Origin of the sequence: Halobaculum sp. MBLA0147 (assembly GCF_041361345.1) — an archaeon.
Lineage (GTDB): Archaea > Halobacteriota > Halobacteria > Halobacteriales > Haloferacaceae > JAHENP01.
In genome coordinates this window covers 70192-94670 of sequence record NZ_JBGKAD010000002.1, presented here as the reverse complement: position 1 = coordinate 94670, position 24479 = coordinate 70192, and the positions used below count along the sequence as shown (strand labels likewise).

The following is a 24479-nucleotide window of genomic DNA, read 5'->3' as shown; positions in this document are numbered from 1 at the left end:
ATATAGAAATTTATTTTGACTTCGTGAAGCATCCAAGCTCCGGACAAAGCCAGTTGCCGGCTCACAGTTGGCTAGCTTGTTTATAGATAATAAATTATTTGTACCCTCCCGTTGACTAGCTGATGCTGACATGAGTACTGGTGACGTAGACCACGTCGAGCGACCCGGCGATAATCAAAATGCGACAGCAGCACGGATGGCTCGAGAGGTCTGCCGTGGGTTTCGTGCGCACGACCGCGGACGCAGAGCAGAAGCGATCGAGGCCTTTTCTACCGTTGATAGACTACAATTCAAACATCTTAACACTAAGGCAGCTAAAGAGGCGGCTCAGGCATATGTCGATGCACTGTTCCGAAAAGATGAGGTTGAGTTCGCTGCACTCCAGTCGTCCGTAAGTGCTGGTGATGATGGTCACGATGAGAGTACCAACGGGTCAAAAAGTGAAGACACCAACTGTCCGGAGACTGACAGTCCTCAAGCAGCGTACAACTGTGTCGACTGGGCTCCGGTCGCATCGAAGTTTCGTGAACGTGCGGCTATCGTCGGTATGAATCCAGCATACGCGAAACAGAGCACCGTTGGTTGGCGCAAACACAAGTCAGGCGGCAACTATCATGAGCATCTTCAGCGCGCGCAAATGTACGAACTGCGGGCAGCCATCGGTGACCAGTCATACCCAGACAAGCCAAAACACGGACAGTCAGGGTACGGACCAGAGGCAGCCCGGTATACGCTCGCCGTCGAACTACACGATATGCACAGTGAAAACCACTGGCAACAAGCTGTCAACGTGATGATACCGTATTTCAACCGAATCCTGAGGGGGCACCGCGATGACTAATCGGAGCGACCCCACCGACGCCAAATCACTTCGTGACGGGTTGCCACCGTTCCTCCGTGGGACCATCGTGCCGTCGACGGTTGACGTGCTGGTGGTTGACGACGATCCTGCAGCCGCTGAGTTGACAGAGTTATATCTTGAACGTGAAGAGGAAGGATTTGAGGTCCAAACCGAAACGAGAGTGCCACCAGCTGTTAAGACGGTTGAGGCCGGCGACATCGATGCTATCGTCAGTGATTATGAAATGCCGGGACAGGATGGACTTGAGTTTCTTGACAGTGTCAGGGCAATTGACGACGAACTGCCATTCATTCTTTTCACTGGTCGTGGCTCCGAAGAGATTGCTAGTGAGGCAATCTCGAAGGGAGTCACAGACTACCTCCAGAAAGAGACAGATCCAACGCAGTATTCCGTACTGGCAAATCGGTTGTCCAACGCTGTTGAGCAATACCGTGCAAAAGGAGCAGTCGAGGAGGCACACGAGTGGTACAGTACCGTCGTTCAGAATGCGTCAGACGTAGTATCGATCGTTGATGAGAACGCGCGGTTCCAGTACCTCTCGCCCGCCGCACAGCAGGTACTGGGTTACGACCCAGATGAACTTGTTGGCGAGTACATTTTTGACTACGCGCACCCAGATGATCGCTCTGAAGCAATGGAGAAGTTCTTCGAAGCCGTTGAAGATCCCACATTGGAACCGATAGTTAACTTCCGGTTTGACGACCCAGACGGAGAATGGCCGGTTTTAGAATCTCGTGGGCGCAATTTACTTGATAATGAAGTCGTCTCAGGGTTTGTTGTCAACAGCCGAGATGTGACAGAACGACACGAACGAGAACTCGAAGTGCGACAGCAGAACGACCAACTCCGCGAGATGCGTCGGACAATTTCCCGGGATCTTCAAGATCCGCTTGATGTCATTCAGCAGTCACTCTCGTTGTATGCTGAATCCGGTAACGAGGAATACTTCGAACAGGCTCAGGATTCAGTCGATCGGATGGAAGTACTTCTGGAAAGCGTTTTACGCCTCTCGGATCAAGAGATGCACCTTGACGACCTCCAACCGGTTCCACTATCCGAGGTCGTTGAGGCAGCAGCAAGTGCGGTCGACGCTGACCCCGACGTGACCTGTGAGGCTGACCGCGAGATTGAGGCTGACCCGAGTCGTCTCCAACGACTTTTCGAACACCTGTTGTCGAACTCTATCGAATACGCTGGAAGAGATGTTTCTATCCGAATTGATATCGATGGTGGAACACTCCGATACCGCGATGACGGACCGGGTATCGATCTTGAAGACCCGACTGTCGTCTTCAATTCTGGGTTCACGACAAACGACGACAATCCTGGATTCGGGATGACGATTGTTCGACAGATCGCTCTAGCACACGGGTGGGATATTGAGGTAGCCGAGAGTAGTGGTGGTGCAGAGTTCCTCGTGTCTGGCATCGGGACTATCCCGGTACCGACTCGCTGACTCCGAGTTTATTTTGTTTCGTCATATCTCGTCTCGACACCAGTCACTTCGACACGGACACCGCCAGCAGCGCTCTCCATCATCGATACTTCCCACCCGTGCTCGCTGGCCACGTCAGAGACGATTGCGAGGCCGAGGCCCGTCCCAGAGTCAGCTGTCGTATATCCGTGATCGAACACGTGGTCGTATTCGTCAGTCTGCAGACCCGAGCCGTCGTCTGTGACCGCGAATCCGACAGGCTTGTCGTCCGAACGGACTGTCTCGACCGTCACTGTGACTGCCGGACCACCATGTTTGACGGCGTTCCCGAACAAGTTCGCTATCAGTTGACGGAGTCGTGACTCTGTGGCGGTCACATTGACTCCAGTCTGGATATCGAGTATTGCCTCGGGTCCATCGATGGTCGTCCACACCTGCTTGGCGATAGTTTCGAGGAACACAGTGCTCTCAGAATGGTCGGATTCCGAATTGGTCAATGTGAGGAGATCGTCGATTAACTGCTGACTCCGGTTGATAGCCTCTTCTGCCGCCGCGAGGTGATCACTCCCACACTCGCGTTGAGCGAGTTCGATCCGGCCGGACGCAACGTTCAGTGGATTTCGGAGGTCGTGTGATACGACAGACGCGAATTTTTCCAACCGGTTATTCTGGTATTTAAGGTCCTTTCTTGATTCTAAAAGGTCCAGCGCATTCTCGGTGTACTGTGCCAGTGTCTCGGCAAGTTCGCGATCGGTGGCGTCGAACGCACCCGGCCGTTCTGCGGCGGCCTGCAAGTTCCCGTGGTCACCAATCGGAACGCTGAGTAGTGACCGATATGGTGGATCATCATATACTCTCTCCTCCACGGTTGTGTCGTTGACGATCATTGACTCGCCGGTCCTGTACGTCCGTCCAGCGATTCCTTCGTTGACGGGTATTTCGGAGAACTCCTCTGACGAGAGGTCTTCTGTAGTCGCTTGGGGCACCAGCCTATCTTCAGAAACGAGGCTGACGAGGGACGCAGAGAATCCAAAAGCAGCTCTACTCGCCTCAACGGTTCGCCGACAAATCCCCTCGACGGAATCGGCGACCGTGATCGCATGTGTGAACTGGTGGAGCGTCTCGAGTTGGTGTTCTTGCTGTTTCTCGATAGTTACATCGGCGGAATGCCCAACGAGTTCGTGGTGAGTGTCAGTTTCTCTGACAAATCCGTCTACGGCGAGCCACCGCACGTCACCGTGTTCGGGGTGTGTCCGATAGGTGATGTGGACTTCTTCTTGACGTCGATCTCGAACCGCCTCGTAGGCGTCGACGACTCGTTCTCTGTCGTCTGGATGGACGATGATATCAAAGTACTCGATTACGGAGGAGACATCTGGGGCCGCTTCCGGAAACAGACATTCGGTGGCTCCTTGGAGAAATGAGATTCCATCCCCGTCAAACTCGATACTCCAGGTTGCTGCGGTCGTCGACTCCAGGACCCACTCAGACCGCCTCTGTACGCGCCTGAGTTTGGATTCCCGCTGTGACCGTTCGGTCACATCACGCGCGATCAAGACGGCCTGATCGGTCCCATCGACGACGATAGGAGTCACAACGCCCTCGAACACGCGGCGGCCTTCGACTGCATCGACTGGGTACTCGACGGTCTGTCGTGTGTCAGTCTCGACTGCGGTCCGGATTGCATCGTGAATCCGACTTGCTGTCTGCGCCGGGAATACGTCTGTGAGCGTCGACCCAATGAGTTCCTCACGAGTAATGGCAGATACGTCACGTTGACCCAAGAGCACGTCTTGATAGGTCCCGTCGGCATCGTAGAGGAAGGCGTAGTCAGGGTAAACCTCTCGAATAACGGCTGGTAAGATATCTTCACTGGACAAATCTGAGGCGGTCGTGGTGAATTGGTCACGACTTACCCCATCGTCTACAAGATGGAGTGCTGTCCCAACTACTGTCGCGAACCGAGACAGCCGATTGTGATTTATGATTAGCTCTCGATCTGATTTAGGTTCTACACCGACGATCAGTCCGCCTTCACCCGTCGGTGCCGCACACCATTCACTGTCTATTGGTATCGCACTCGGTGGAGTACCGCTCACAACGGTACCATCGTGGAGAAGTTGACGGAGTGTGTCGTGCTGGATCGAGAGGTGCTCAGGGAAGGGCGTTTTTGTATCTGTATTTTCGGTGACTAAACATAGTCGCTCGCCGACACGCTCGTACAATGCAGCCCGCTTGAGGTCGAACGATTCGACGATGAGTTGGACCGTGGTCCTGGCTACCTCATCGGTCGTTGAGGCACTTAGAACATCGTCGACACGTTGTTGAAACCGCTCGTGGTTAGCCGATACGGTTGTTGCCTCTGTATCCTCCTGATATTGTCTGTCCGTCAATCCTCGTCGTGCTTCGTCTTGGGAGCCGTCTGCGTCGGGACTCATCTGGTTGTATATAACTCTGTGAAGATAGTGTTCATACTAATTAGCTTGCTACACTGCCTGACGTGATGCTGTTCCCATTCACCGTGTGTTGACTCCGGTAGGCTTGGTATGGCCAGTCCTTGTATTGAATGTGCATGCTGACCTCGTGGACAAGAAGTAAAACTTGTCCTTTAAAACTGGATCCAAGTGAGTGCATCAGCACGGGCAGGGCGGGGTAGTTCACTCCCGTGGAGACTGACCTGTTGTCTCCAGTCTGCTCGCCGTCTCGCGGTCGACTTCGGTCGCCGTCCGCCAATAGTGGTCGAACGTCTCGCCGGCCCACGCGAGCACCGCCGCGTCCGTCGTCTCCAGTGCAGCCTGCAACAGCCCCTCCTCGTCGCGCAACAGGAGGTTCACGCGGTCGTCCGACAGCGTGACCGCCAGTGGAATGCCCTCTTCACGCACACGCAGTTCCGCGTTGGGCGCGTCGATCAACGCCAGCGTCCGCTGCCACACCTCCTCGTCGTCGGCCAAGGCGGTGTACGCCTGTCGCGAGAACACGCCCGCGAACGTCTGCTCGCCGCTCGTCACGCGGTCGTGGACCGTCGCGAGACTCTGCTCGTTGAACGTGTGCGAGAACGCCCGGAGGTCGGTCGCGGTGTCGGCCAGATCGAGCGCGGTCTGCAGCGGTGCACTCGGCCGCGACCGAGAAGGGGTCGTGATCGCCGCGTCGGCGAGTCGCCGGAGGTCGAAGTCCATCGCGTGTGTCGGCAGGTACCGCACCACTCCTCGCAGCGTCTGTTCGGCGGCGAGCGTGTCCAGTAGCTCTCCGATCCCCGTCGCGACGAGTCGCCCGGTGGCGGTCGCCACGTAGCCGTCTCCCTCGTGGCGGATCCACGACCGCTCCTCGAAGTCCTCGAGGATGCGGCCGAGCGTGGCCTGTGACACGTCGACCTCGGTCGCCAACTCGCCGCGGTCGTACCGCCCGGTCGCCAGCAGGCGCAACAACGCCACCCGGTTCTTGGAGCGGGCGAGGAACTCCACCTCCGCGAGCGCGTCCATACGCCGGATTCGCTCGCCCCCGGTAAACGACCTTCGCAGACGGCGACTGGTCCACCTCAGGTACCTGAGGTGAACCAGGTGCACGAGGTGGCTTCACCGAGGCGTATCGCGACGGAGCTCGAAGTCGACACTGTTCGCGAGCAGCGCACGGCGTGCAATCCGTGCACGGCGTGCGAGACGACGGCGGCGCGTAACAGTTCACGGCTCCGCTCAAGCCCGTCGCGCCCCTACGAGCGATGTGAGAGAGACACCGAGCGAGACGGCGGCGACGGGGTGGCGGTAGCGTGTCGCGACGACGACACGCCGGGGCGTTCCTCCTCACCGCACTGTTGTTCGGTGGGACGTTCGTCGCGGTGAAGGCCGGATTGGCGTACCTCCCGCCGCTGACGTTCCTCGCGATCAGGTTCGACGTCGGAGCGGTCGTCCTCGCCGGCTACGCGGCGACACGGCTGTCCTGGAGTGACCTCAGACCCCGAACCGCGGGCGACGTGGTGGCCGTCCTCGCGACGGGCGGCCTCGTCGTCGGCCTGACGAACGCGCTCCTGTTCGTCGGCCAGGAGTCGACGAGCAGCGGCGTGGCGGCCATCGTCTTCAGCCTGAACCCAATCCTGACCGTCGCCGCGGCCGCGGTGTTGCTGCCGGGGCGGCGGCCGACCAGACTCGGTCTCCTCGGCACCGCGCTCGGACTCGTGGGTGTGATCCTCGTCGCCGGGCCGACCGCACTGCTGACGGGTGAGGCGGCGGGTGTCCCGCTGTTGGTGGGTGGCGCGGCGAGTATCGCCCTCGGGAGTGTGGTGATCCGGTGGGCCGAGCCGACGCTGTCGACCACCGCACGGACCGTCTGGGGCGTCCCGCTGGCGGCACTGCTGTCGCACGGGCTGGCGGTCGCCGCGGGGGAGTCGCTCGCGTCCGTGACGCTGCCGCCGACGGCACTCGTCGCCGTCGCCTACGTCGGCGTCGGCTCCGGTGCGGTCGCGTACCTCGCGTACTTCGCGCTGGTGGACGGCGTGGGGCCGCGGCGTGCGAACCTCGTCTTCTACGCCGTGCCGGTCGTCTCGACCGTCGGCGGGTGGGCACTGCTCGGCGAACGGATCGGCGCGACCGCACTGGCGGGGTTCGCCGTCGTCGCCGCCGGCTTCGCGCTGCTCGTCGCCGAGTCCGTCGACCGGCGGCGACTCCAGCGGCTCGTCTACTGGCATCGAGAGGGTGAGCGTGCAGAGACGCGCGCCGAACCGCGGCGGGCGGACTGAACGCCGGTCTGACCGGTTCGCGTGTCGCGTCTCACCGCGGTCCGTCCCACCACGTCAGTTCCACTTCGTTGCCGTCCGGGTCGTCGAAGCGGAGTGTGTTCACCCCGGTGTCGTACGGCCAATCTCTGGCCTCCAGACGGCGCTCGACAGTCCGAGCGTGTTCCGTGGTCGTCCCCAGTGCGAGCATCTCGACCTCCTCCGCGAGTGGCGCTCGCTCCGGGTCGACGGCGAGGTTGACGAACGTGTCGTCGCCGACGGCCAGCCAGTAGAAGGTCGCCGTCGCGACGGTCTCGTCGGGGTCGTCGGGCCGAAGCGGCTCCGCACCGACCACCGTCGCGTAGAACTCGACGGCTCGCGGGAGGTCGCTCACCAACACGAACCCGTGGTGGAGTCCACCGAGTCCGTCGTCAAGACGCGCCGCGTCTGCAGTTGACACCGGCGCGACTGTCTCGGCGTCGGACGAGATCTCGTCGTCACCTGTCACCGCGTATCACGGGCCGTACCCACCCCGATCGGTCTGCTGCGGGTCGGGTCGACTGATCGTAGTGACATCGTTGTCGACTCGGCTGACCCGTGGACGTGGACTGGATTACGCTTTGTGGCACGGGTGAGGTGGACCGTCGTCTGCGCTCGTCGTGTTGGGGGTCTCCCTCGTCGCCGTGACGAACTCGGCGGTCCACTGGGCTGACGTGTCAGGAGAGTGTGTACTCGTCGAAGTCCGCGCCGAGTTCACAGCCGAACTCCCTCGCACGCGCGGCGAGTTCCTCGGTGTGTTCGCGACGGCCGTGTTCCGTGGCGTTGACTAGGACCGTCCGGTCGGCGTCGACTGCGTCGACCGCGGCGCGGAGTTCCTCGACGGTCCCGTGGCTGCCTCCGACGACCGGAGACCCCTCGCAGACGAAGAGGTCGACGTCGGTAGTCGGCGGCTCCCCCACGAACGTCGCCATGTCCGGCGCGTACGCGAGGACGCTGTCGCCGTTTCGGACGAGGAACCCGACGGTCTCGTACTCCGGTCGCATGTGTTCGACGGGGAACGAGTCGACCGCCAAGCCGCCGACGGTGGTACCGTCCGGGTCCCACTGCGGATCGAGCGTGTCTAGAAAGTACGCGAAGGAGTCCCGGAGGTGCTCGGTGGCCGTCTCCGTCATGTAGAGGTCGAACGCGTGACCGTCTCGATCCTCGTTCCAGGCCGCCTCGGTCCCGGTACGGAGCGTCTGGAGCAGTTCGAGCAACCCGTCCGCGTGGTCGCGGTGGAAGTGTGTCAGAAAGAACGCGTCGACACTGTACGTGTCCGTCCGCTGGAGTTGGTCGCAGAGGTCCGGCCCGACGTCGAGCACGACGGTCGTGTCGTCGTGCTCGACGAGCACCGCGGGGCGAAGACGGGGCGCACTCCCGACACAGTACTCGCAGTCACAGAGCGCGGCGGGGACACCCGTCGCGTCGCCGGTCCCCAGCAGTGTCACGTCCATGCGCCCAGTGGGATAGCGGGTGTGCAAAGTTCTTGCTCTCTCCCCCGACGGGTCGACCCCACTCACACCCGCCGTGTCAGGTGATCGCGCAGCGTCCGCTGGGCCTCGCCACACAACTCGTCGAGGCGGCCGAGTGTCCCCAGCGCCGGGTGGTCGTCCGCGAACGACGAGTAGAGGTACGCGACGAGATCCTCGTGGCGGATGCCGACACGCGCTCGTTCTCCGGTCGCCTCGTCCAAGAACGCCTGTCGGGTCTCGGCCGCGTCGTCGAGTCGCCGTCGGAACGTCGCCAGCCGCTCGTGGTGGGCTGCCAACTCGTCGAACGACAGCGACGACAACGGCGTCGGGTTGTGCTCGCCGAGCCACTCGACCACCGCCCGCTGTGTCTCGCGTGTCGTCGCCAGCGAGGACGCCTCGCGTTCGAGTGCGGTCTCCATCACCGACAGTTCGGCCTGTCGCCGCTCCGTCTCGTTCACGACGCCGCGTTTGAGTTGCGGCGTGAACAGCCCGCCGCCGTTCCCGCTCGCTAGGGAGACGGCGATCTCCTCGGAGAACTCCGCCGCGATCGCCTCGTGGACCGTGTCGTGACTCTCGTCGGCGTCGCCGCTGTACCCGCCGACGCAGTCCGCGAACGCACGGCGGACGGCGGCACAGCCGCTCGTATCACCACTCCCGGAGGCTGCGGATCGCGACCCTCCGCCGTCGTCGCCACGCCCTCCCGTACCACCGCCGGCACCACCACGGATGCCCCCGGGTCCGGCGGGACCACCACCGGCAGCGCCCGCTCCGCGTCCACCACCCGCACCGAACGCACCGCCGGAGCTGCTCGCCCCGGCCGTCCGGGGGTCCGTCGCGTCGATCTCGCGGACCCGTTCGTGGAACCGGTCGAGTGCGTCGCGTTTCGCCGCCGTCCGCTCACGTTCGGCGTCGACACGCTCGACGGCACTGTCCAGCCCGGAGGTGACGGCGTCGGTAGTCACGCGGGGCTGCTCGTCCGCCTCCCGTCGTCCCCCTGTCGAGGAGTCGCCGCCCTGCGGCGGGGACGACACGTCAGATCACCTCCTCTGCTCGTGCCTCGTCGTCGAGCCCCGCGACGTACTCGCGGATCACGTCGTCGTCCAACTCCTCCAAGAGGAGTTCCTGCCCCCGACGCTCTCGTTCCGCACGCTCCGACTCGTCGACACACCGGTCGAGGAACGACTCCTTGGCGGCCTCACGCACCTCGGCGAGCTCGCCGTCGTCGACATCGTCCGGTGCACCGGGTGCCATCTCCCGGTCGAACCAGTCGTCGAAGTCCGCCGCCCACTCCTCGCCGCCGTAGCGGTCGTCGTCGACGACCCAGTCGACGTAGATGTCGGCCAACGCGTCCCAGTAGCGGTCCCGCAAGTCGTCGCGCGCCAGGGCGACGGCAGCGCGTGCCCCGTCGCCCGCGTTCACGATCGCCTGGTGGACCGTCTCTCGAGTGAGCCACCCGGCGGCGTACAGTCCCTCGACCGGCGTCCGTCCGGCCTCCGCCTCGACGAACCCGTGTTCGGCCTCCCGGTCGAGGTCGTCGACGAGCGGTTCGAGGTAGTCGCCGTCGTAGGCGCTCGCGACCAGGACGTACCGCGCGTGGAGTGTCCGGTCGTCCTGCGTCTGGACGCGGAACCGTGCGGGGCAGAGTCGTTCCGTCGAGTCGCCGGTCTCGGTCGCGTCGTCCGCAGCGGCAGACCCGTCGGTCGCCGTTCCTGTCTCGTCCTCCTCGTCCGCCGTCGTCTCGTCGTCGTACACCTCTCCGACGCGTTCGACCCACTCGACGAGGTCGTCGACGACGCTGGCACCCTCGTGAGTCGCCTGCCGCCGGCCGAGCGCCAGGAACCGCTCGGGCGAGATCCCGCCGGGGAACCCGAGGTAGTTCTCCAGGTGGGCACACTGCCGGATCGCCGAGTGACCGCGGGCGAACACGGTCGTGTCGAGTCCGTAGCGGGCGAGGAACGTCGCCGCCGACAGTCCCGCCGCGCCGCCGCCCACGACCACCACGTCCGTGTCGACGGCCGACTCCGGGTCGCGGGCCGGCGTCTCGTCGGGCAGCGTCGACATCAGATCTCACCTCGGACGATCTCGCGGACCCGGCCACGGTCGAACAGTCGTCGCTCGCTCGCCACCGCGGGAAACGCCTCGGCGTCGAACTTTCCGAACGCCTCCGGGAACAGTTGCTGGGCCGTCATCTCCGTCTGGAGCAGGTTCGTGATGGGTCCCTGTTCGCCGTAGGCACCCGGGTAGACACGACGGTTCTCGACGGCGGTCAACTGACTCCCGACCGGGTGGTCCTCCATCGGTTCGACGTACTGCTCGCGGAACGCCGCCCGCGAGAACCCGTCGCCGTCGCCCGTCCGGCCGATCCCCCAGTGGATCACCAGGATCTCCGGGTCGACGGCGAGCAGCCGCTCGTAGTCGATCGCGGCACCGGTCGCGGAAGCCGGGAACGCGTTGCCGACCCCGAGGTCGCGGTACGGCTTCGTCTCGTACCCCGGCGCCGTCGGGTCCAGCGGGAAGAACTGTCCCTTCTGGGGGCTCGAGCCGCCGTTGAGCAGTCCGATGGACGGCCGCTCGGAGGCGGGCGGGAGTCGGGACTGGATCGTCGACTGCACCTCCTCGTGGACCGCCGCGAACGCCTCGTACCGCTCTCGCTGCTGAAACGCGTCCGCCAGCCGCTCGAACGCCTCGTACAGCGTGTACAGTTCGTAGTCGTGGAACTCGCGGCGGCGACGGCAGTTGTTCCCGAAGAACGGCGCGACGTTCCGCTGGAGTTCTCGCGTGTCGGACTCGTCCCACGAGCCGTCCCAGCCGGTGCCGTGCATGAACTCGGGGTCCATCAGGATCACGTCCGGGTCGAGTTCGTAGAACACCTCCTCGTCCCACCCACCCGAGAACAACTCGGGGGTGTCGGCCGCGGCGGGCAGGTCCAGGTCGAACGGCTCGTAGAAGAACCGCGGGACGGCGTTGCCGACGGCTCGGAACCCGTCTGCCTGGCCGAGCGCGAACGCCATGTCTGCCCAGCCGCCGTTGTACGCGACCCACGTCTCGGGGACGGACGCGAACTCGACACACCCGACCGGCTCGATACACGCCTCGTAGCTGGTCCCGCTCGTCGACGACTCGGCCGCGCCGTCGGACCCGTCTTCGCTCTCGCCCGCGGTGGCAGTCGGTGACCCCGTCGCACCGGCGGCGCCGCCACCGGCGTCGGTTCGTGTCGACTCGGCGCCGGTGCCGGAACAGCCGGCCAGCCCGGTCCCGACGACCGCGCCCGCGGCACCGAGGACTCGTCGGCGCGTCACCGAACCCGTCCGGTCGGTGGGCCTGTCCGCCGATTCTCCACCGTGATCTCTCTGTCCGCTCGTGCTCCCGTTCACGGGATTTAGGCGAGCCTAAAGAGTACAAGTACGTTCCGGTATCGGTGGCGTGGACAGGCGAAGTCGAGACGAGAGAGCGGTCCGGTCGGGTCGGGTCACTAACCGTTCCGAGTGGACACACGCCGAACGAATATGGACTCTCCCGTACACTCGTGTACAGTATCGGCGAGATTCGACTCGTTTGCACTATCGATCCTGAGAACGTGCGAGATAGAAATAAGTAGTGGTGAATATCAGCTTGAATTGTGATGCTCGGGGTCTTGGGGGCGATTCGAGACCGGGGGGACAGCCCGTCCGAGAGTGCGGCTCGGTCGAGTCAGGCGACACAGGTGGGTGCGGCAGACGGCGAGGAGGCGATCGACAGCGTGTTGAACGGACTCGCGACGCCGGCGTACATCACGGACACCGCGGGGTACGTGACGAACCTGAACGAGCAGGCCTGCGAGTTGTTCGAGACGGACCGGTCGGCGGCCGTCGGGCGCCCGGCGACGGCACTGCTCGACGACGAGAGCGACTCGTCGGACTTCGTCGAGCGAGTGCTGGAGACGGAGGAGGACGTCCAGCAGGTGAGAGAGACCATCACCACCGGGGCCGGTCGGGACGTGCCGGTCGAGCGGACGACGACGCCGCTGTACGACGCGAGTGGCTCGCTCGTCGGCGTGATGGAGTTGAACCGCGACGTGACCGAGAAGGTGCGCGAGGAGGAGAAGGCCGAACAGTTGGAGGCGTACCAGACGACGCTGCTGGCGGACCTCCGAGAGAGTCTCTCGGCGTTGGCCGACGGCGACCTGACGATCTCGCCGACGGTCGCGGAGCCGCCGGCGGAGTTCGCGGAGATGCAGACCGTCCACGAGGAGTTCGCGGCGATGAACGACGACCTGGAGCGGGCGGTCGGCCAGATCCGCGAGCTGGTCGACACCGTCACCGACTTGGGTGACTCGCTCGCCGACACGAGTGACGAGCTCGGGAGCACGACGGAGGAGGTCTCGGTGTCGATCGACCAGATCGGCTCCGCAGCCGAGCAGTTGACCGACGGCGCCGAGGATCTCGCGGAGCAGTCTCAGCGGGCCAGTGGGAACGTGCAGGAGCTGAGCGCCGGGGTCGAGGAGGTGACGAGTTCCGTCGAGACGATCGACACGCAGGCCGATCAGACGCGCTCGCTCGCCGGGGACGGGGCCGAGGCGGCGACGGAGGCACTCGCGGAGATCGACGCCGCGCTGTCGGCGACGGACCAGATCGAGTCCGAGGTGGCATCGCTAGACGAGCGGATGGACCGCGTGGCTGAGATCACGGAGTTGATCGGCGAGATCGCGGACCAGACCGACATGCTGGCGCTGAACGCCAACATCGAAGCCGCACGAGCGGGTGGCGAGGGCACCGACGCCGGCGACGGCTTCGCGGTCGTCGCCGAGGAGGTGAAGAGTCTCGCCGAGGAGTCGAAGGCGGCGACCGACGACATCGAGTCGATCATCGACGAGACGGCCGATCAGACCGCCACCGTCGTCGACAGCGTCCAGACCGTGACGGAGCGTGTGTCGACGGCCGCGGAGGCGGTCGACGGCGTCGAGGGCCGCCTCGGCGAGATCCAGGCCGCCGCCGAGCAGACCGCCGACGACGTGAGCGAGGTGCGTGCGACGATGGAGACGCAGGCCGCCACGGCCGAGGAGATCGCGACGATGATCGAGGACACCTCGGCGCTGAGCGAGGAGATCACCGCCTCCGTGCAGGAGGTGTCCGCGAGTGTCGAACAACAGGCCGCCGCGACCGACCAGACGGCCGAGACGGCCGAGACGCTCAGCCGCCAGAGCGACGAGCTGGCAGAGCGACTCGACGTGTTCCGGACGAGTCGCGACGAGACCGCCGATCTCGGAGAGTGAGCCGAGCGCACACTCTGCCGGGAGTGAGCGGGACGGCCACTCCACAGAGAGCGGTTACGTCCCGCCGGTTCGTGGGATCGTGACGGTGACGGCGGTACCGGTGTCGTCTGTGTCGAACGTCACGGACGCGGCAGTGCTGTCGACGACCCACTGGACGATCCACAGGCCGATCCCGGTGCCGTGTTCCAACGGCGTCTCCTCGCCGTCCGCGAGCACCGAGAGTTCGTGATCCGGAATCCCGGGCCCGTCGTCGGTCACCGTCGCCACGACGGCGTCTCCCCCGTCGGTCACCGTCACTGCGACCGACGGATTCGGGCCGTCGTTGTGTTCGGCGGCGTTCTCCAGGACGTTCTCGAAGACCAACTCGACGGCCGGGATCGTCTCCACCTCGCACGACTCGGGGGCGTCCACGGCGAACGACACCGCGGGGAACGCCTCGTTCGTCTCGGCGACCTGTCGTCGGAGTGTGACCGCCAGGTCGAGCGTCCGGGGCGACTGTTCTCTGTCGACGAGTCGCTCGACGGCGCGCGCCTTCTCGCTGACGGAGAGTAACGCCTCGGTCCGCTCGCTGGCGCGTTCGACGATCGGTCGTCGGTCGTCGTCGACCGTCTCCAGGGCGGCCTCGACGGCGGGTTCGATGATCTGGACGTCGTGTCTGATGTCGTGTCTGAGCACACGGGACTGCACCTGCCGCATCAGGTCGAGTTTCCGCTCGCGCTCGCGGACGACGGTCACCTCCGACAGCGAGACCACGCGGCCGCGGTCGGTCTCCTGTGGTCCGGCAATCGGCGTCGTGGCGAGCGTGAAGTGGCGTGTCCGACTGCCGCCGTCGACGCTGACTTCGGTCTCGACGGCTGGCTCTCGCCACAGTCGCTCTCCGTCGACCGGGAGGGGGTCGAAGAACGTCGCCGCGGGTGTCCCCTCCCACCCGTCGTCGGCGTCGACCAACTCGCGTGCCGCCGGGTTGCTGTCGACGACACGGCCCTCGGCGTCGAGCGTCACGATGGGGTCGGTGGTGTCCTCGAAGACGCGACGCCGAGCGACGCTCGTCACGTCGAGGAAGCGACCACTGTACAGTGCCACGGCGAAGACGCCCAACGAGAGTGCCCACCCGACCACCGTGTAGTCGTAGGACACGTCGGCGGTCGCCATCACGACGCCGTTGAGCACACTCGCGGCCAACGCCGGCGTGATCGCGAGCGCGAGCAACCCGGTCTGTCTGCGACGGAGCCCACCGGTCGTCGTGAACTCCACGACCAACAGTCCGGTTCCCACGAGCACCTGTACCCACGCGCCCCCGAGGAGGAGCCAGAAGCCGACGCGGCCGACGACCTCGAACTGCGTGCCCGACACCCCCGCGCCGCGAGCGAGCACCACGCCACCCGGGTTCACCCAGTTGAGTGTCCACTCCGCGAGGACGACGACCACCAACGCGGCGACGAGATGCCGCGAGTCGTCGACGCGGTCCGTGACCGACACCGCCAGCGCCAGCCACGCGGCACCGACGAGGACCCCACAGGCGTTGACCACCTTCTGGAGCGCCAGCGAGACGGCGTAGTTCGTCGTGAAGAGGTCGAGTCCGGACGCCGACGCGTACCCCGCGACGGCGACGGCGAAGACCGCGAAACTCCTACTCCCCGGGTCCGACCGGTTGCGCCAGGCGGGCCACAGTGTCGCGAGCGCACCCACGCCGGTCAGGAGGAAGGCGACACCGACGAGACGCACCGGCGGCCACATCGAGTACACACTCTCCGACTCGGGTGATGAAAATTGCGGACGCCTCGGTGGGAAGAATCCCAGCGGTGGCCAGCGGGAGGGCGACACTACTCGTCTCTGTCGTCGGCGAGTGACCCGGAGACGCGGTACCGCCCACGAACGTCGCCGTCACGGTCCAGCGTGAGGTACAGCGACGGCCCGTCGAGGTCTCGTCCGACCGGGAGACACACGCGGAACGGCTCCCGGGAGACGAGTTCGGCCGTCCCACCGCGGCGGAAGGGGTGCCGCCACGGAGACGACCGCCGGAGGTCGACGCCCTGGGTGGCGTACAGGGAGATCACCCGCGGGTCGGTCGCCACGCAGCCGCCGACGGGCGTCACGAACAGGTTCCCGCAGGTGTCACACGGCGCACGGTAGACGTAGTATCGCGACCGATCGTCGCTCTGCGTCTCGGGGACTGCGCCTCCGTCTGGGTCCGACGCGCCGCCGTCACCGAGGTCGTCGACGACGGGGAGGCGGCCTGCGACGCCCTCCGTCCGGAGCCGCTCGACCCGCCCGTCCACCGGGGCGTGACACGTCGGGCAGACCCCGTTCGTCCCGAGTTCGACGGCGTGTGTGGTCAGCAGGGCGAGCGCCTCCGTTGCGCTCGCCGAGTCGTGGTCGACGACCAGCCCGGGTGAGGCGACCAGCCCGGCGTCGACGACGTGGTCCCGCTCACAGACGACTCTGAGGACCGCCTCGGCGAGTTCGACGCGCACCGCTCCACCACAGATGGGACACGACCCCTCGACGGGCAGGTCGTCGACGGCGATGTCGGGGTCGTAGTACCCTGTCGCCATCGGTCGCAGGACCCGGCGTCCGAACTTCGACAGCCGGTATCCGTCGTCCGTCTCCGTCACGAGCGTCCCGACGAGTTCCCCGAGGTGGTAGTTGAACCGGCCCGTGTCGTCGATCCCCGCCCGGCGCTTCAGGTCGCTGAACGCCACGCCAGTCCCTTCGCCCGTCGCGTCGGCCGCCAACAACGCCTGCAGAATCGCCATCTGCGCCTCCTGGCCGACCAACTCGAACGGACTCGTCGGTGCGTCCGTGTCTGGGTCGTCGTCGGTCACGGTCTCTCTCGTCGGCACACTCGTCGCGGCGCGACTTATCAGTTAGCGTCGAGAAACTGGCTTCTCACAGCGCCTTTGCCGTCGGGGCACGAGCGTGAAATCGTGCCCAGTGGACCAGAGCAGACCGCGGGCGGCGGAGCCGTCTACACCAGACCGGAACTGCGGGAAGACCTCGGCGAACTGGTACGTCTCGTCGAGCAGATCCACCCGGAACCGTACGCGGGCTACGACGGACGGGTCGCCCTCCACGCCGCGGTCGATCGCACCGCACGACGACTCCCGGAGACGGCGACACGAGAGGCGTTCTACCGCCTCGTCGCGCCACTCGTCGCCGGGCTCGACGACGCCCACTCGCTGGTGCTCCCGCCGGACGACGTAGGCGGCGACGAGGGTGACCACGGGGACAACTCCGGCAACAGCCCTGCGAACGACTCCGAGACAGCCGGCGGTTCCTCGGTCGCTACGGACCGACGCCTCCCGCTGTCGCTCCGGGTCGTCGACGGCGACCTGTTCGTGACGGCCGTCTCCGACGACGGACTCGACGACTGGCTCGGGTGTCGTGTCCCGTCGGTGTGTGGTCGTCCCGCGTCGGATCTCGCCGACCGCGCGGCGTCGTTCTACGGGACCGAGAACGCAACCGGCAGACTGGACCGACTCGCCGGGCTCGTGGAGGCGTACGACCCGCTCGCACGGCTGCTCGATCGGTCCGAGCCACCGGAGCGGCCGACGGTGGCCGTCGTGGACGGCGGCTCCGAGCAGCGTCGGGAGCTCTCCCCGGTCGCGGCGGAGACGGAGCCAGTCGCCGAACTGCCGACCACGGTGCCGACGCCGAGCGGCAGCGGTCCCGACTACCGGTCGTTCCACGACGGGGCCGTGGCGCTGTTCAACCCGGGGAACCTCTCCGACTACCGGGAGAGTCTGGAGGCGAAGTACGCCGCAGCCCCGGACGCCGCAGCCTCGCAGGTCGAACGCGCCTACGAGCGACAGGTGGGCGGTGATCCCCCACCGGAGACGGAGAGCGCCATCGCGGCGCTGCCCGCCTCGACCGCTGCCGTCGAGGAACTCGCCGAGCGGATGGCGGCGGCCGAGACGGAGGCGCTGGTCGTCGACCTCCGCGACAACCCGGGTGGCGACTCGCAGTTCGTCTTCCACCTGGCGTACACGCTGGCCGGTCGCAAGGGACTCGCTCGGTCCGTCGAACGGGTCGAACTCGTCAGACGCCGCAGCGCCCCGTACCGCGAGCGGTACGGGGACGGCGTCGCCGAAGACGGCGGGGGCGCCGACGCCGACGACGCAGACGGCGAAGAGAACGACGGTGGCGCAGACGCCGAGAGTGCGGACGACGACCGCAGGGTCGCGGCGCCGACGGAGTACGACTTCACGGGGGTGACCGACGGAGAGACGACGGCGGTCGATCCGGTCGAGATCGTCCGCGCGCGGCTGAGCCGGTCGCCGACCGCCACCGCGTTCCTCGACCGCGTCGACGAGACGGGGGTTTACAGACCGGAGCGACTGATCGTCGTCACCACCGCCAGGACCATGAGCTCCGCCTTCGGCGCCGCCGCACAACTCACCGCGCTCGGTGCCGAAGTGGTCGGTGTCCCGTCGGGACAGGCACCCACCTCTTTCGGCGAGCCGGTGGTTCGCTCGCTCCCGCACACTGGACTCGACGTGCGCCTCGCCGGGTCGATGTACTGGTGGTACGGCCGCGACGCCCCAGACACACTGCAGCCGACGCGGGAGCTGACCGGCGACCGCTTCGCCGCCGAGCCGACAGCCGACGCGGCACTACGGCTGGCGTTCGATCACCTCGACGGTGGCGTACCCGGCGACGAGTGAGACCCCTGTCGATCACACCGGTCGTCGGGGGCGATGGGGTCTCGACACCCTGTCGATAGACTCAATCCTCGGCCACAGATATTCAAGCTATCTTCAGACCTGGGAAGCTATTATACCCCTAGACACCGTGATATCAATCATGGCCCGAGCGAAGGTGGCAACGAAGTACGTTGAGGCGTTCGTCACGAGTGCAGGGGCAGTCTCCGCGGTCTACGAACGGAAGACACACGAGATTCTTTCGAAACACGGCGTTGAGAACGTCGAAGACGCCGACTGGGTGGACATAGGTGCGTTCACGGACGCGCTTGCGGAGGTGGAGTCTGAGGTCGGTGAGATGACACTCACCGAGGGTGGCAGAGAGATGGCGGCGCGCAACGATGTCCCCGACCACGTCGATACAATCGCCGGTGCGCTCAAGAACCTCGACGAGTCGCACCAACTCGCCCACAAGGACGGCAGCCAGTCCGACTGGGGGTCGTACGCCGTCGAGAAGGTCGACGCCACACAGTACCGCATGAGCTGTTCTCCCGACTACCCATACCCGTACCCGCTGGCGAAAGGCGTGTTCGAGGGACTCGCTCAAGAGTTCTCGGACGGAGACGTGTCGTTGACGACACACGAGATCGACGACGCAGATCTGCGGTCGGACGAGGGGTTCGCGGTCGACATCAGCTGGTGATCGAGTTCGAACGCACTCTCGTCCGTGGACGGTGAGTGTGCCGTCACGACGGTCGTCAGTCGTCGAGGCTGGTGGCGACGACGGCACACGAGACCGCGACTGGGAGCCACGCCGTGCCCCCGCTCGCGGCGACGCCACCGACGACGAGCGCCCCGACGAACACCGCAGCCGTCGCGGCGGGTCCCGCGAGTCGCCAGTTCCGTAGTCGTACGAGCAGCGCCCGCGCCCGACTCCGCTCTGAGGGTTCTGTGTCACCCTGTCGGAGCAGCACTACGGCGGCGACGCCGACTCCGATCCACGGGAGTTGTCCGATCGCACCGTGGAATGCGACGACTCCCACGATCCCTCCGAACAGCGCGTAGACTGCCGTCCGGGTGCTCGGTGCCGTCCAGCCTCTCCCCTCCACCGTCTTCCTGGCTTCCATGAACCGACTACACCGGAAGAGTATAGAAGTGTTGTCGCAGCAGACAGACAGGATCGAGCGTGAGTCGTGGCGCCGAGGTGACGACGGGCAGCCGGTGTCACCTCACACCGGAGTCCGAGTCACTCCAAGTCGAAGCGGTCCAGCGTCGTGACCTTCTGCCAGGCGTCGACGAAGTCCTCGACGAGTTTCTCCTCGCCGTCGTCGGCGCCGTACACCTCTGCGATGGCACGCAGCCGCGAGTTCGAGCCGAAGATCAGGTCGAACCGCGTCGCCTCCCAGCGGAGTTCGCCGGTCTCGCGGTCGTACCCCTCGAACAACTGCCGCTCCTCCGTGACCGGCTCCCACCGGGTGTCCATCCCGATCAGTTCCGCGAAGAAGTCGTTGGTGAGCGCACCGGGCTCGTCCGTGAACACGCCCACGTCCGTGTTCTGGTACGTGGCTCCGAGTGCGCGCATCCCGCCGACCAGCGCCGTCATCTCCTGGGGCGTCAGGTTCAACAGTTCCGCGTCGTCGACCAACAACTCCTCGGCGGTCCGATCGGCGTCTTCGGGCAGGTAGTTGCGGAACCCGTCCGAGGCGGGCTTCAGCGCCTCGAAGGACTCTGTGTCCGTCTGGTCGGCCGAGGCGTCGACACGACCGGGCTCGAACGGCACCGTCACGTCGTAGCCGGCGCGCTCGGCGGCGCGCTCGACGGCCGCGTGCCCGCCGAGGACGATCGTGTCCGCCAGCGAGACGCCGGTGTCTCCCTCGGCGTCCGTGTTGAACTCGAAGCGCACGTCGTCGAGCGTCTCCAGCACCGTCGACAGTTCCTCTGGCTCGTTGACCTCCCAGTCCTTCTGGGGGGCGAGCCGGACGCGAGCACCGTTGGCGCCGCCGCGCTTGTCGCTGTCGCGGTACGTGGACGCCGAGGCCCACGCCGTCTTCACCAACTGTGGGACGGTGAGGTCCGTGTCGAGGATGGCCGCCTTCAGCTCGGCTGCCTGCGCGTCCGAGATCGGCTCGTACGTCGGCTCCGGCAGCGGGTCCTGCCAGATCATCTCCTCGTCGGGCACCTCCTCGCCCAGGAACCGCTCCGGCGGACCCATGTCGCGGTGGGTGAGTTTGTACCAGGCGCGAGCGAACGCCATCCCGAACTCCATCATGCTATCCTGGAACTCCTCCATCACCTCGCGGTAGTCCGGGTCCCGCTTGAGCGCGATGTCCGTCGTCAGCATCATCGGCGTGACGGACTCACCCTCCTCGTGGGCGTCCGGGACGGAGTCTTCCAGTTCCTCGGACTTCGGGGTCCACTGCCAGGCGCCGCCGGGGCCCTTCTCGGGTTCCCACTCGTACTCCAGCAGGTTGTCGACGTACCCCATGTCCCACTCCGTCGGCGACTGGGTCCACGGGCCCTCGATCCCGCTGGTGATGGTGTCTGCTCCCTTTCCGGTACCGTGGTCGTTCTCCCAGCCGAGGCCCTGCGCCTCGATGGGTGCCTCCTCCGGCGGGACGCCGAGGTTCTCCTCGGGATCGTCGGCGCCGTGGACCTTCCCGAAGGTGTGGCCGCCCGCGATCAGCGCGGCCGTCTCCTTGTCGTTCATCGCCATCCGCGAGAACGTCTGACGGATGTTCTTCGCCGACTGCTCGGGATCGGGCTGGCCGTCCGGCCCCTCCGGGTTCACGTAGATCAGGCCCATCACCGACGCACCGAGGCCATCTTTGATCTCACCCGGTTCCTCGAACCGGTCTTGGGTCTCCAGTTCCGCCTCCGGTCCCCAGTCGACGGGTTCCGGCTCGAAGGCGTCTTCGCGCCCGCCGGCGAACCCGACCGTCCGCGCGCCCATCGACTCCAAGGCGACGTTGCCCGCGAGGATCATCAGGTCCGCCCACGAGAGCTTACGGCCGTACTTCTGTTTGACCGGCTGGAGGAGTCGCCGCGCCTTGTCGAGGTTCGCGTTGTCCGGCCAACTGTTCAGCGGGGCGAACCGCTGTTGGCCGGAGCCGGCGCCGCCACGGCCGTCGCTCGTCCGGTAGGTGCCGGCGCTGTGCCAGGCCATCCGGATGAACAGCGGCCCGTAGTGGCCGTAGTCGGCCGGCCACCAGTCCTGGGAGGTCGTCATCACGTCTTCGATGTCCGCCTTCACCTCGTCGAGATCCAGCGACTCGAACGCCTCGCCGTAGTCGAACGCCTCGCTCATCGGGTCGACCGACCGGGCGTTGCGGTCGAGCACGTCCAAGTTCAGTCGTTCCGGGAACCACTCGCGGTTGGAGCTACTCATGTGACCGTACTTGCTCGCTTTCCCTCATAAGATTGTCTAACCCGGAACGAAGTATTCGAGGCCACCAACGTCTCTTCGTGGTGCGTCAACCGTGGACGAACTCCCGTCGAATACTGCGAGCGGGCGCCGATCGTGTCACCGGCACCCACGGAGGCGGAAGGGACAAGTCCCGTGCCGGTTCCAACGAGTCTGTGACACTGGACGACGCAGTCGCGGTCGTGACCGGTGCCTCCTCTGGCATCGGCGCGGCGACGGCTCGAGCACTGGGGCGAGAGGGCTGCTCCGTGGTCCTCCTCGCACGCCGCGAGGAGCGGCTCCGAGAGGTGGCCGCCGAGATCGACGGGGAGACGCTAGCGGTCCCGACGGACGTGACGGATCCCGAGGCGGTCGACTCGGCGGTCGAGCAGACCCTGGACTCGTTCGGTCGGATCGACGTGCTGGTGAACAACGCCGGGATCGCCCGCGGTGGGCCGGTCGGCGAGGGGCACCTGGACGAGATGCGCGAGACGATCCGCGTGAACTTGGAGGGTGTCGCGACCGTCACCGAGGCGACGCTGTCGGCGATCCGCGAGGCAGAGGGTGACGTGCTCACCGTCTCCTCGCTCAGTGCACGCTACCCGCAGGAGGGCGGGAGCGCCTACACCGCCTCGAAGTTCGGGGTCAACGGGTTCTGCCGCTCGCTCCGGAAGGAGGTGGCCGACGACGACGTGCGGGTGACGACGCTGATGCCCGGTGCCGTCTCCACGGAACTCAACGACTGGGCACACTGGGACGGGCGGGCGATGGAGCCCGAGGACATCGCCGAGATCGTCGTCTTCGCGCTCTCGCGGCCCCCACACGTCGAGTTCACCGAGGTGAGCGTCGACACGACGGACAAGTTCTGAAGAGACACGGACCGCTCCCGAGGAAACGTTCTCCACCAGCGAGCGCTCGTCGGAGTTCGGTTCGCGTCAATTGTTCTCACAGTACCGTTCGTAGTCAGATTGATACCACGGCCCGGCGGAGGCGCACACGAGGAGATGGTCCCCGACCCCCGCCACGAGACGGAGGACACGACGAGTCGACTCGAACGCGAGTACGTCGCCCTCCACCGCGAGGCGGCCGCGTTGTTCGACGCCGAGAGTCCGACGGCGATCAGACGTGCGACGACGGCGTCGGTCGCCGAGCACCTCGGTCACGAGGCCGTCGCCGTGTACCGTGTCGACGACGGGTCGGAGACGCCGTGTCACCGGACCGATGTGTTCCGTCGCCGACACGGGCTGGGGAGACTCGGTGCCGCGGCGAGGACCGTCCAGAGTGTCGCCGAACTCGGTGTCACACAGACCGTGACCGAACGGGTACCGTTCGACGGCGCCGCCGCGTACTGTGCCGCACCGACGGGGTTCGGAGAGGTCGTGGTCTGTCCGTTCCGGAACGCCACGACCCCCGGTGAGCGGTTCGAGACCCACCTCGGAGAACTCGCGAGTCTCGCCGGGGCGGCACTGCACCGGCTCGTCGCCGACGCCGGACCGCTCCCGGCGGAGAGGACGAGCGGTGTCGATCCGACGACCGGCGTGGACCCGACACCGGACGACCCGGGCCGCGACTCTCCTACCGAGCCAGACCGCTCGTGGGTCGCGACGACTGTGCCGGAGAGAGACGGCGGCGACGAGCGACCGGATCGGTCGGCCGTGCTGGACGCCCTCGACCGCGCGTTCCCAGACTACGCGTTCCTCTACGACCGCAAGGGCCGGTACGTCGACGTGTTGCTCGGGCGCCGAGACATCGGCGAGGCGAGTCGCGAGAACTTGGTCGGCGAACGCGTCGACGACGTGTTGGCGGAGACGGCCGCGACGGCGATCCGCGACGCCGTCGAGCGGGCGATCGACGAGTGGGACAGCGTCTCCGTCGAGTACCCGATGACGACGTTCGGCGACGAGCGGTACTTTGAGGCGGTGGTGAGCCCGCTCCAGTTCGACGGCCGCGACACGGCGGTGCTCGTGGCACGCGACGTGACGGAACTGCGCGACCAGCGCGAGCGACTCCGCCGCCGGAACGGTCGCCTGGAGGCGTTCACTGCCATCGTCTGTCACGACTTGAAGAACCCACTCAACACCGCACAGGGGTACCTCGGCCTCGTCGAGTCGCGGCTCGCCGAGTCGGGGGCCGGCGACGCGGTCGCCGACGAGATCGAGACCCTCCAGCACGCGCTCGACAGGATGGAGGAGATCTCACAGGGGGTCCTCGCGCTCGCCCACCACGAGGACGTGACGGTGGAGACCGAACGCGTCGCCGTCGCCGAACTCGCCGAGGAGTGTTGGGAGCTCGCCGGGAGCGACGCCGGCTCGCTGATCGTCCGGGAGTCTGTCGCCGTCGAGGCGGACCCGCGGAGTCTCCGGCACGTGTTCGAGAACTTGTTCGCCAACAGCGTCACACACGCGGGCCGCGACGCGACGGTCACGGTCGGGCCGACGGCCGACGGCACGGGCTTCTACGTGGCCGACGACGGCCCTGGAATCCCACCGACAGAGCGCGAGCGGGTGTTCGAGCCCGGAACGACCGACGGCGACGGCGACGGGATCGGACTCGTCGTCGTCGAGACCGTCGCCGCGGCCCACGACTGGGACGTGTCGGTGGGGGAGAGTGTCGACGGTGGTGCGCGGTTCGAGTTCACCGGCGTCGAGACGTACGTGGAGTGAGTCGCCGACACA

At 65.9% G+C, this 24479-nt stretch carries 19 protein-coding genes; 8 read left to right on the top strand and 11 right to left on the bottom strand.

From position 1 onward, the window contains the following. The first annotated feature begins 130 nt into the window (after positions 1-130). Together RYH80_RS14995 and RYH80_RS14990 are read left to right on the top strand one after the other, a co-directional pair. On the top strand, positions 131-841 hold the full coding sequence (locus RYH80_RS14995; protein WP_370904830.1) for a hypothetical protein: 711 nt from the start codon (positions 131-133) through the stop codon (positions 839-841). Then, entirely contained in the window at positions 834-2318 is a 1485-nt protein-coding gene (locus RYH80_RS14990; protein WP_370904829.1) for a response regulator, read from the top strand. The genes RYH80_RS14995 and RYH80_RS14990 overlap by 8 nt, the downstream gene beginning before the upstream one ends. Positions 2319-2326: 8 nt before the next feature. Here RYH80_RS14990 and RYH80_RS14985 read toward each other — a convergent pair whose 3' ends face one another. Both RYH80_RS14985 and RYH80_RS14980 read right to left on the bottom strand, forming a co-directional pair. Then, the gene (locus RYH80_RS14985) at positions 2327-4735 is read right to left on the bottom strand and encodes an ATP-binding protein (protein ID WP_370904828.1); all 2409 of its coding nucleotides are present in this window, start codon (positions 4733-4735) and stop codon (positions 2327-2329) included. A 219-nt stretch (positions 4736-4954) separates the two neighbouring features. Next, the gene (locus RYH80_RS14980; RefSeq protein WP_370904827.1) at positions 4955-5776 is read right to left on the bottom strand and encodes a helix-turn-helix transcriptional regulator; all 822 of its coding nucleotides are present in this window, start codon (positions 5774-5776) and stop codon (positions 4955-4957) included. A gap of 284 nt (positions 5777-6060) precedes the next feature. On the opposite strand from RYH80_RS14980, the gene RYH80_RS14975 reads away from it, so the two are divergent. Next, entirely contained in the window at positions 6061-7026 is a 966-nt protein-coding gene (locus tag RYH80_RS14975) for a DMT family transporter (RefSeq protein WP_370904826.1), read from the top strand. Between the two features lie 31 nt (positions 7027-7057). Here the strand turns inward: RYH80_RS14975 and RYH80_RS14970 are convergent, their stop codons facing one another. The 5 genes from RYH80_RS14970 to RYH80_RS14950 form a co-directional block, all read right to left on the bottom strand. Beyond that, complete coding sequence (locus RYH80_RS14970; protein WP_370904825.1) at positions 7058-7510, bottom strand: VOC family protein; 453 nt, start codon at positions 7508-7510, stop codon at positions 7058-7060. Between the two features lie 208 nt (positions 7511-7718). Further along, complete coding sequence (locus tag RYH80_RS14965; protein ID WP_370904824.1) at positions 7719-8495, bottom strand: MBL fold metallo-hydrolase; 777 nt, start codon at positions 8493-8495, stop codon at positions 7719-7721. Between the two features lie 62 nt (positions 8496-8557). Further along, a complete protein-coding gene (locus tag RYH80_RS14960) occupies positions 8558-9544 on the bottom strand; it encodes a DUF7260 family protein (protein ID WP_370904823.1) in 987 nt (328 codons plus the stop codon). Between the two features lies 1 nt (position 9545). Beyond that, the gene (locus RYH80_RS14955; protein ID WP_370904822.1) at positions 9546-10574 is read right to left on the bottom strand and encodes an FAD-dependent oxidoreductase; all 1029 of its coding nucleotides are present in this window, start codon (positions 10572-10574) and stop codon (positions 9546-9548) included. Further along, positions 10574-11812: an ABC transporter substrate-binding protein gene (locus RYH80_RS14950; RefSeq protein ID WP_370904821.1), complete on the bottom strand. Its 1239-nt coding sequence runs from the start codon at positions 11810-11812 to the stop codon at positions 10574-10576. The genes RYH80_RS14955 and RYH80_RS14950 overlap by 1 nt, the downstream gene beginning before the upstream one ends. Positions 11813-12135: 323 nt before the next feature. Between RYH80_RS14950 and RYH80_RS14945 the strand changes: the two genes are divergently transcribed. After that, a complete protein-coding gene (locus tag RYH80_RS14945; RefSeq protein ID WP_370905123.1) occupies positions 12136-13764 on the top strand; it encodes a methyl-accepting chemotaxis protein in 1629 nt (542 codons plus the stop codon). A gap of 54 nt (positions 13765-13818) precedes the next feature. On the opposite strand, the gene RYH80_RS14940 is transcribed toward RYH80_RS14945, so the two are convergent. Together RYH80_RS14940 and RYH80_RS14935 are read right to left on the bottom strand one after the other, a co-directional pair. Next, the gene (locus RYH80_RS14940; protein ID WP_370904820.1) at positions 13819-15501 is read right to left on the bottom strand and encodes a histidine kinase N-terminal 7TM domain-containing protein; all 1683 of its coding nucleotides are present in this window, start codon (positions 15499-15501) and stop codon (positions 13819-13821) included. Between the two features lie 86 nt (positions 15502-15587). Continuing rightward, positions 15588-16589, bottom strand: a complete 1002-nt coding sequence (locus RYH80_RS14935) for a DUF7351 domain-containing protein (RefSeq protein ID WP_370904819.1) — start codon at positions 16587-16589, stop codon at positions 15588-15590. 102 nt (positions 16590-16691) lie between these two features. On the opposite strand from RYH80_RS14935, the gene RYH80_RS14930 reads away from it, so the two are divergent. After that, the gene (locus tag RYH80_RS14930) at positions 16692-18428 is read left to right on the top strand and encodes a S41 family peptidase (protein ID WP_370904818.1); all 1737 of its coding nucleotides are present in this window, start codon (positions 16692-16694) and stop codon (positions 18426-18428) included. Between the two features lie 139 nt (positions 18429-18567). Continuing rightward, complete coding sequence (locus RYH80_RS14925; protein ID WP_370904817.1) at positions 18568-19107, top strand: hypothetical protein; 540 nt, start codon at positions 18568-18570, stop codon at positions 19105-19107. 55 nt (positions 19108-19162) lie between these two features. Here the strand turns inward: RYH80_RS14925 and RYH80_RS14920 are convergent, their stop codons facing one another. After that, positions 19163-19531, bottom strand: a complete 369-nt coding sequence (locus tag RYH80_RS14920) for a hypothetical protein (protein WP_370904816.1) — start codon at positions 19529-19531, stop codon at positions 19163-19165. Positions 19532-19650: 119 nt separating this feature from the next. Beyond that, entirely contained in the window at positions 19651-21789 is a 2139-nt protein-coding gene (gene katG / locus RYH80_RS14915; RefSeq protein WP_370904815.1) for a catalase/peroxidase HPI, read from the bottom strand. A 191-nt stretch (positions 21790-21980) separates the two neighbouring features. On the opposite strand from katG, the gene RYH80_RS14910 reads away from it, so the two are divergent. Further along, a complete protein-coding gene (locus tag RYH80_RS14910) occupies positions 21981-22673 on the top strand; it encodes an SDR family oxidoreductase (protein WP_370904814.1) in 693 nt (230 codons plus the stop codon). 135 nt (positions 22674-22808) lie between these two features. After that, positions 22809-24467, top strand: coding sequence for a sensor histidine kinase (locus tag RYH80_RS14905; protein ID WP_370904813.1), 1659 nt, complete (start codon positions 22809-22811; stop codon positions 24465-24467). Positions 24468-24479: the final 12 nt, after the last annotated feature.

What these genes read in the sequence shown, in the direction of transcription:
- RYH80_RS14995 (WP_370904830.1), top strand. Translation starts at nt 131, where the DNA reads ATGAGTACTGGTGACGTAGACCACGTCGAGCGACCCGGCGATAATCAA.
- RYH80_RS14990 (WP_370904829.1), top strand. Translation starts at nt 834, where the DNA reads ATGACTAATCGGAGCGACCCCACCGACGCCAAATCACTTCGTGACGGG.
- RYH80_RS14985 (WP_370904828.1), bottom strand. Translation starts at nt 4,735, where the DNA reads ATGAGTCCCGACGCAGACGGCTCCCAAGACGAAGCACGACGAGGATTG.
- RYH80_RS14980 (WP_370904827.1), bottom strand. Translation starts at nt 5,776, where the DNA reads ATGGACGCGCTCGCGGAGGTGGAGTTCCTCGCCCGCTCCAAGAACCGG.
- RYH80_RS14965 (WP_370904824.1), bottom strand. Translation starts at nt 8,495, where the DNA reads ATGGACGTGACACTGCTGGGGACCGGCGACGCGACGGGTGTCCCCGCC.
- RYH80_RS14955 (WP_370904822.1), bottom strand. Translation starts at nt 10,574, where the DNA reads ATGTCGACGCTGCCCGACGAGACGCCGGCCCGCGACCCGGAGTCGGCC.
- RYH80_RS14945 (WP_370905123.1), top strand. Translation starts at nt 12,136, where the DNA reads ATGCTCGGGGTCTTGGGGGCGATTCGAGACCGGGGGGACAGCCCGTCC.
- RYH80_RS14940 (WP_370904820.1), bottom strand. Translation starts at nt 15,501, where the DNA reads ATGTGGCCGCCGGTGCGTCTCGTCGGTGTCGCCTTCCTCCTGACCGGC.
- RYH80_RS14925 (WP_370904817.1), top strand. Translation starts at nt 18,568, where the DNA reads ATGGCCCGAGCGAAGGTGGCAACGAAGTACGTTGAGGCGTTCGTCACG.
- RYH80_RS14920 (WP_370904816.1), bottom strand. Translation starts at nt 19,531, where the DNA reads ATGGAAGCCAGGAAGACGGTGGAGGGGAGAGGCTGGACGGCACCGAGC.
- katG (WP_370904815.1), bottom strand. Translation starts at nt 21,789, where the DNA reads ATGAGTAGCTCCAACCGCGAGTGGTTCCCGGAACGACTGAACTTGGAC.
- RYH80_RS14905 (WP_370904813.1), top strand. Translation starts at nt 22,809, where the DNA reads ATGGTCCCCGACCCCCGCCACGAGACGGAGGACACGACGAGTCGACTC.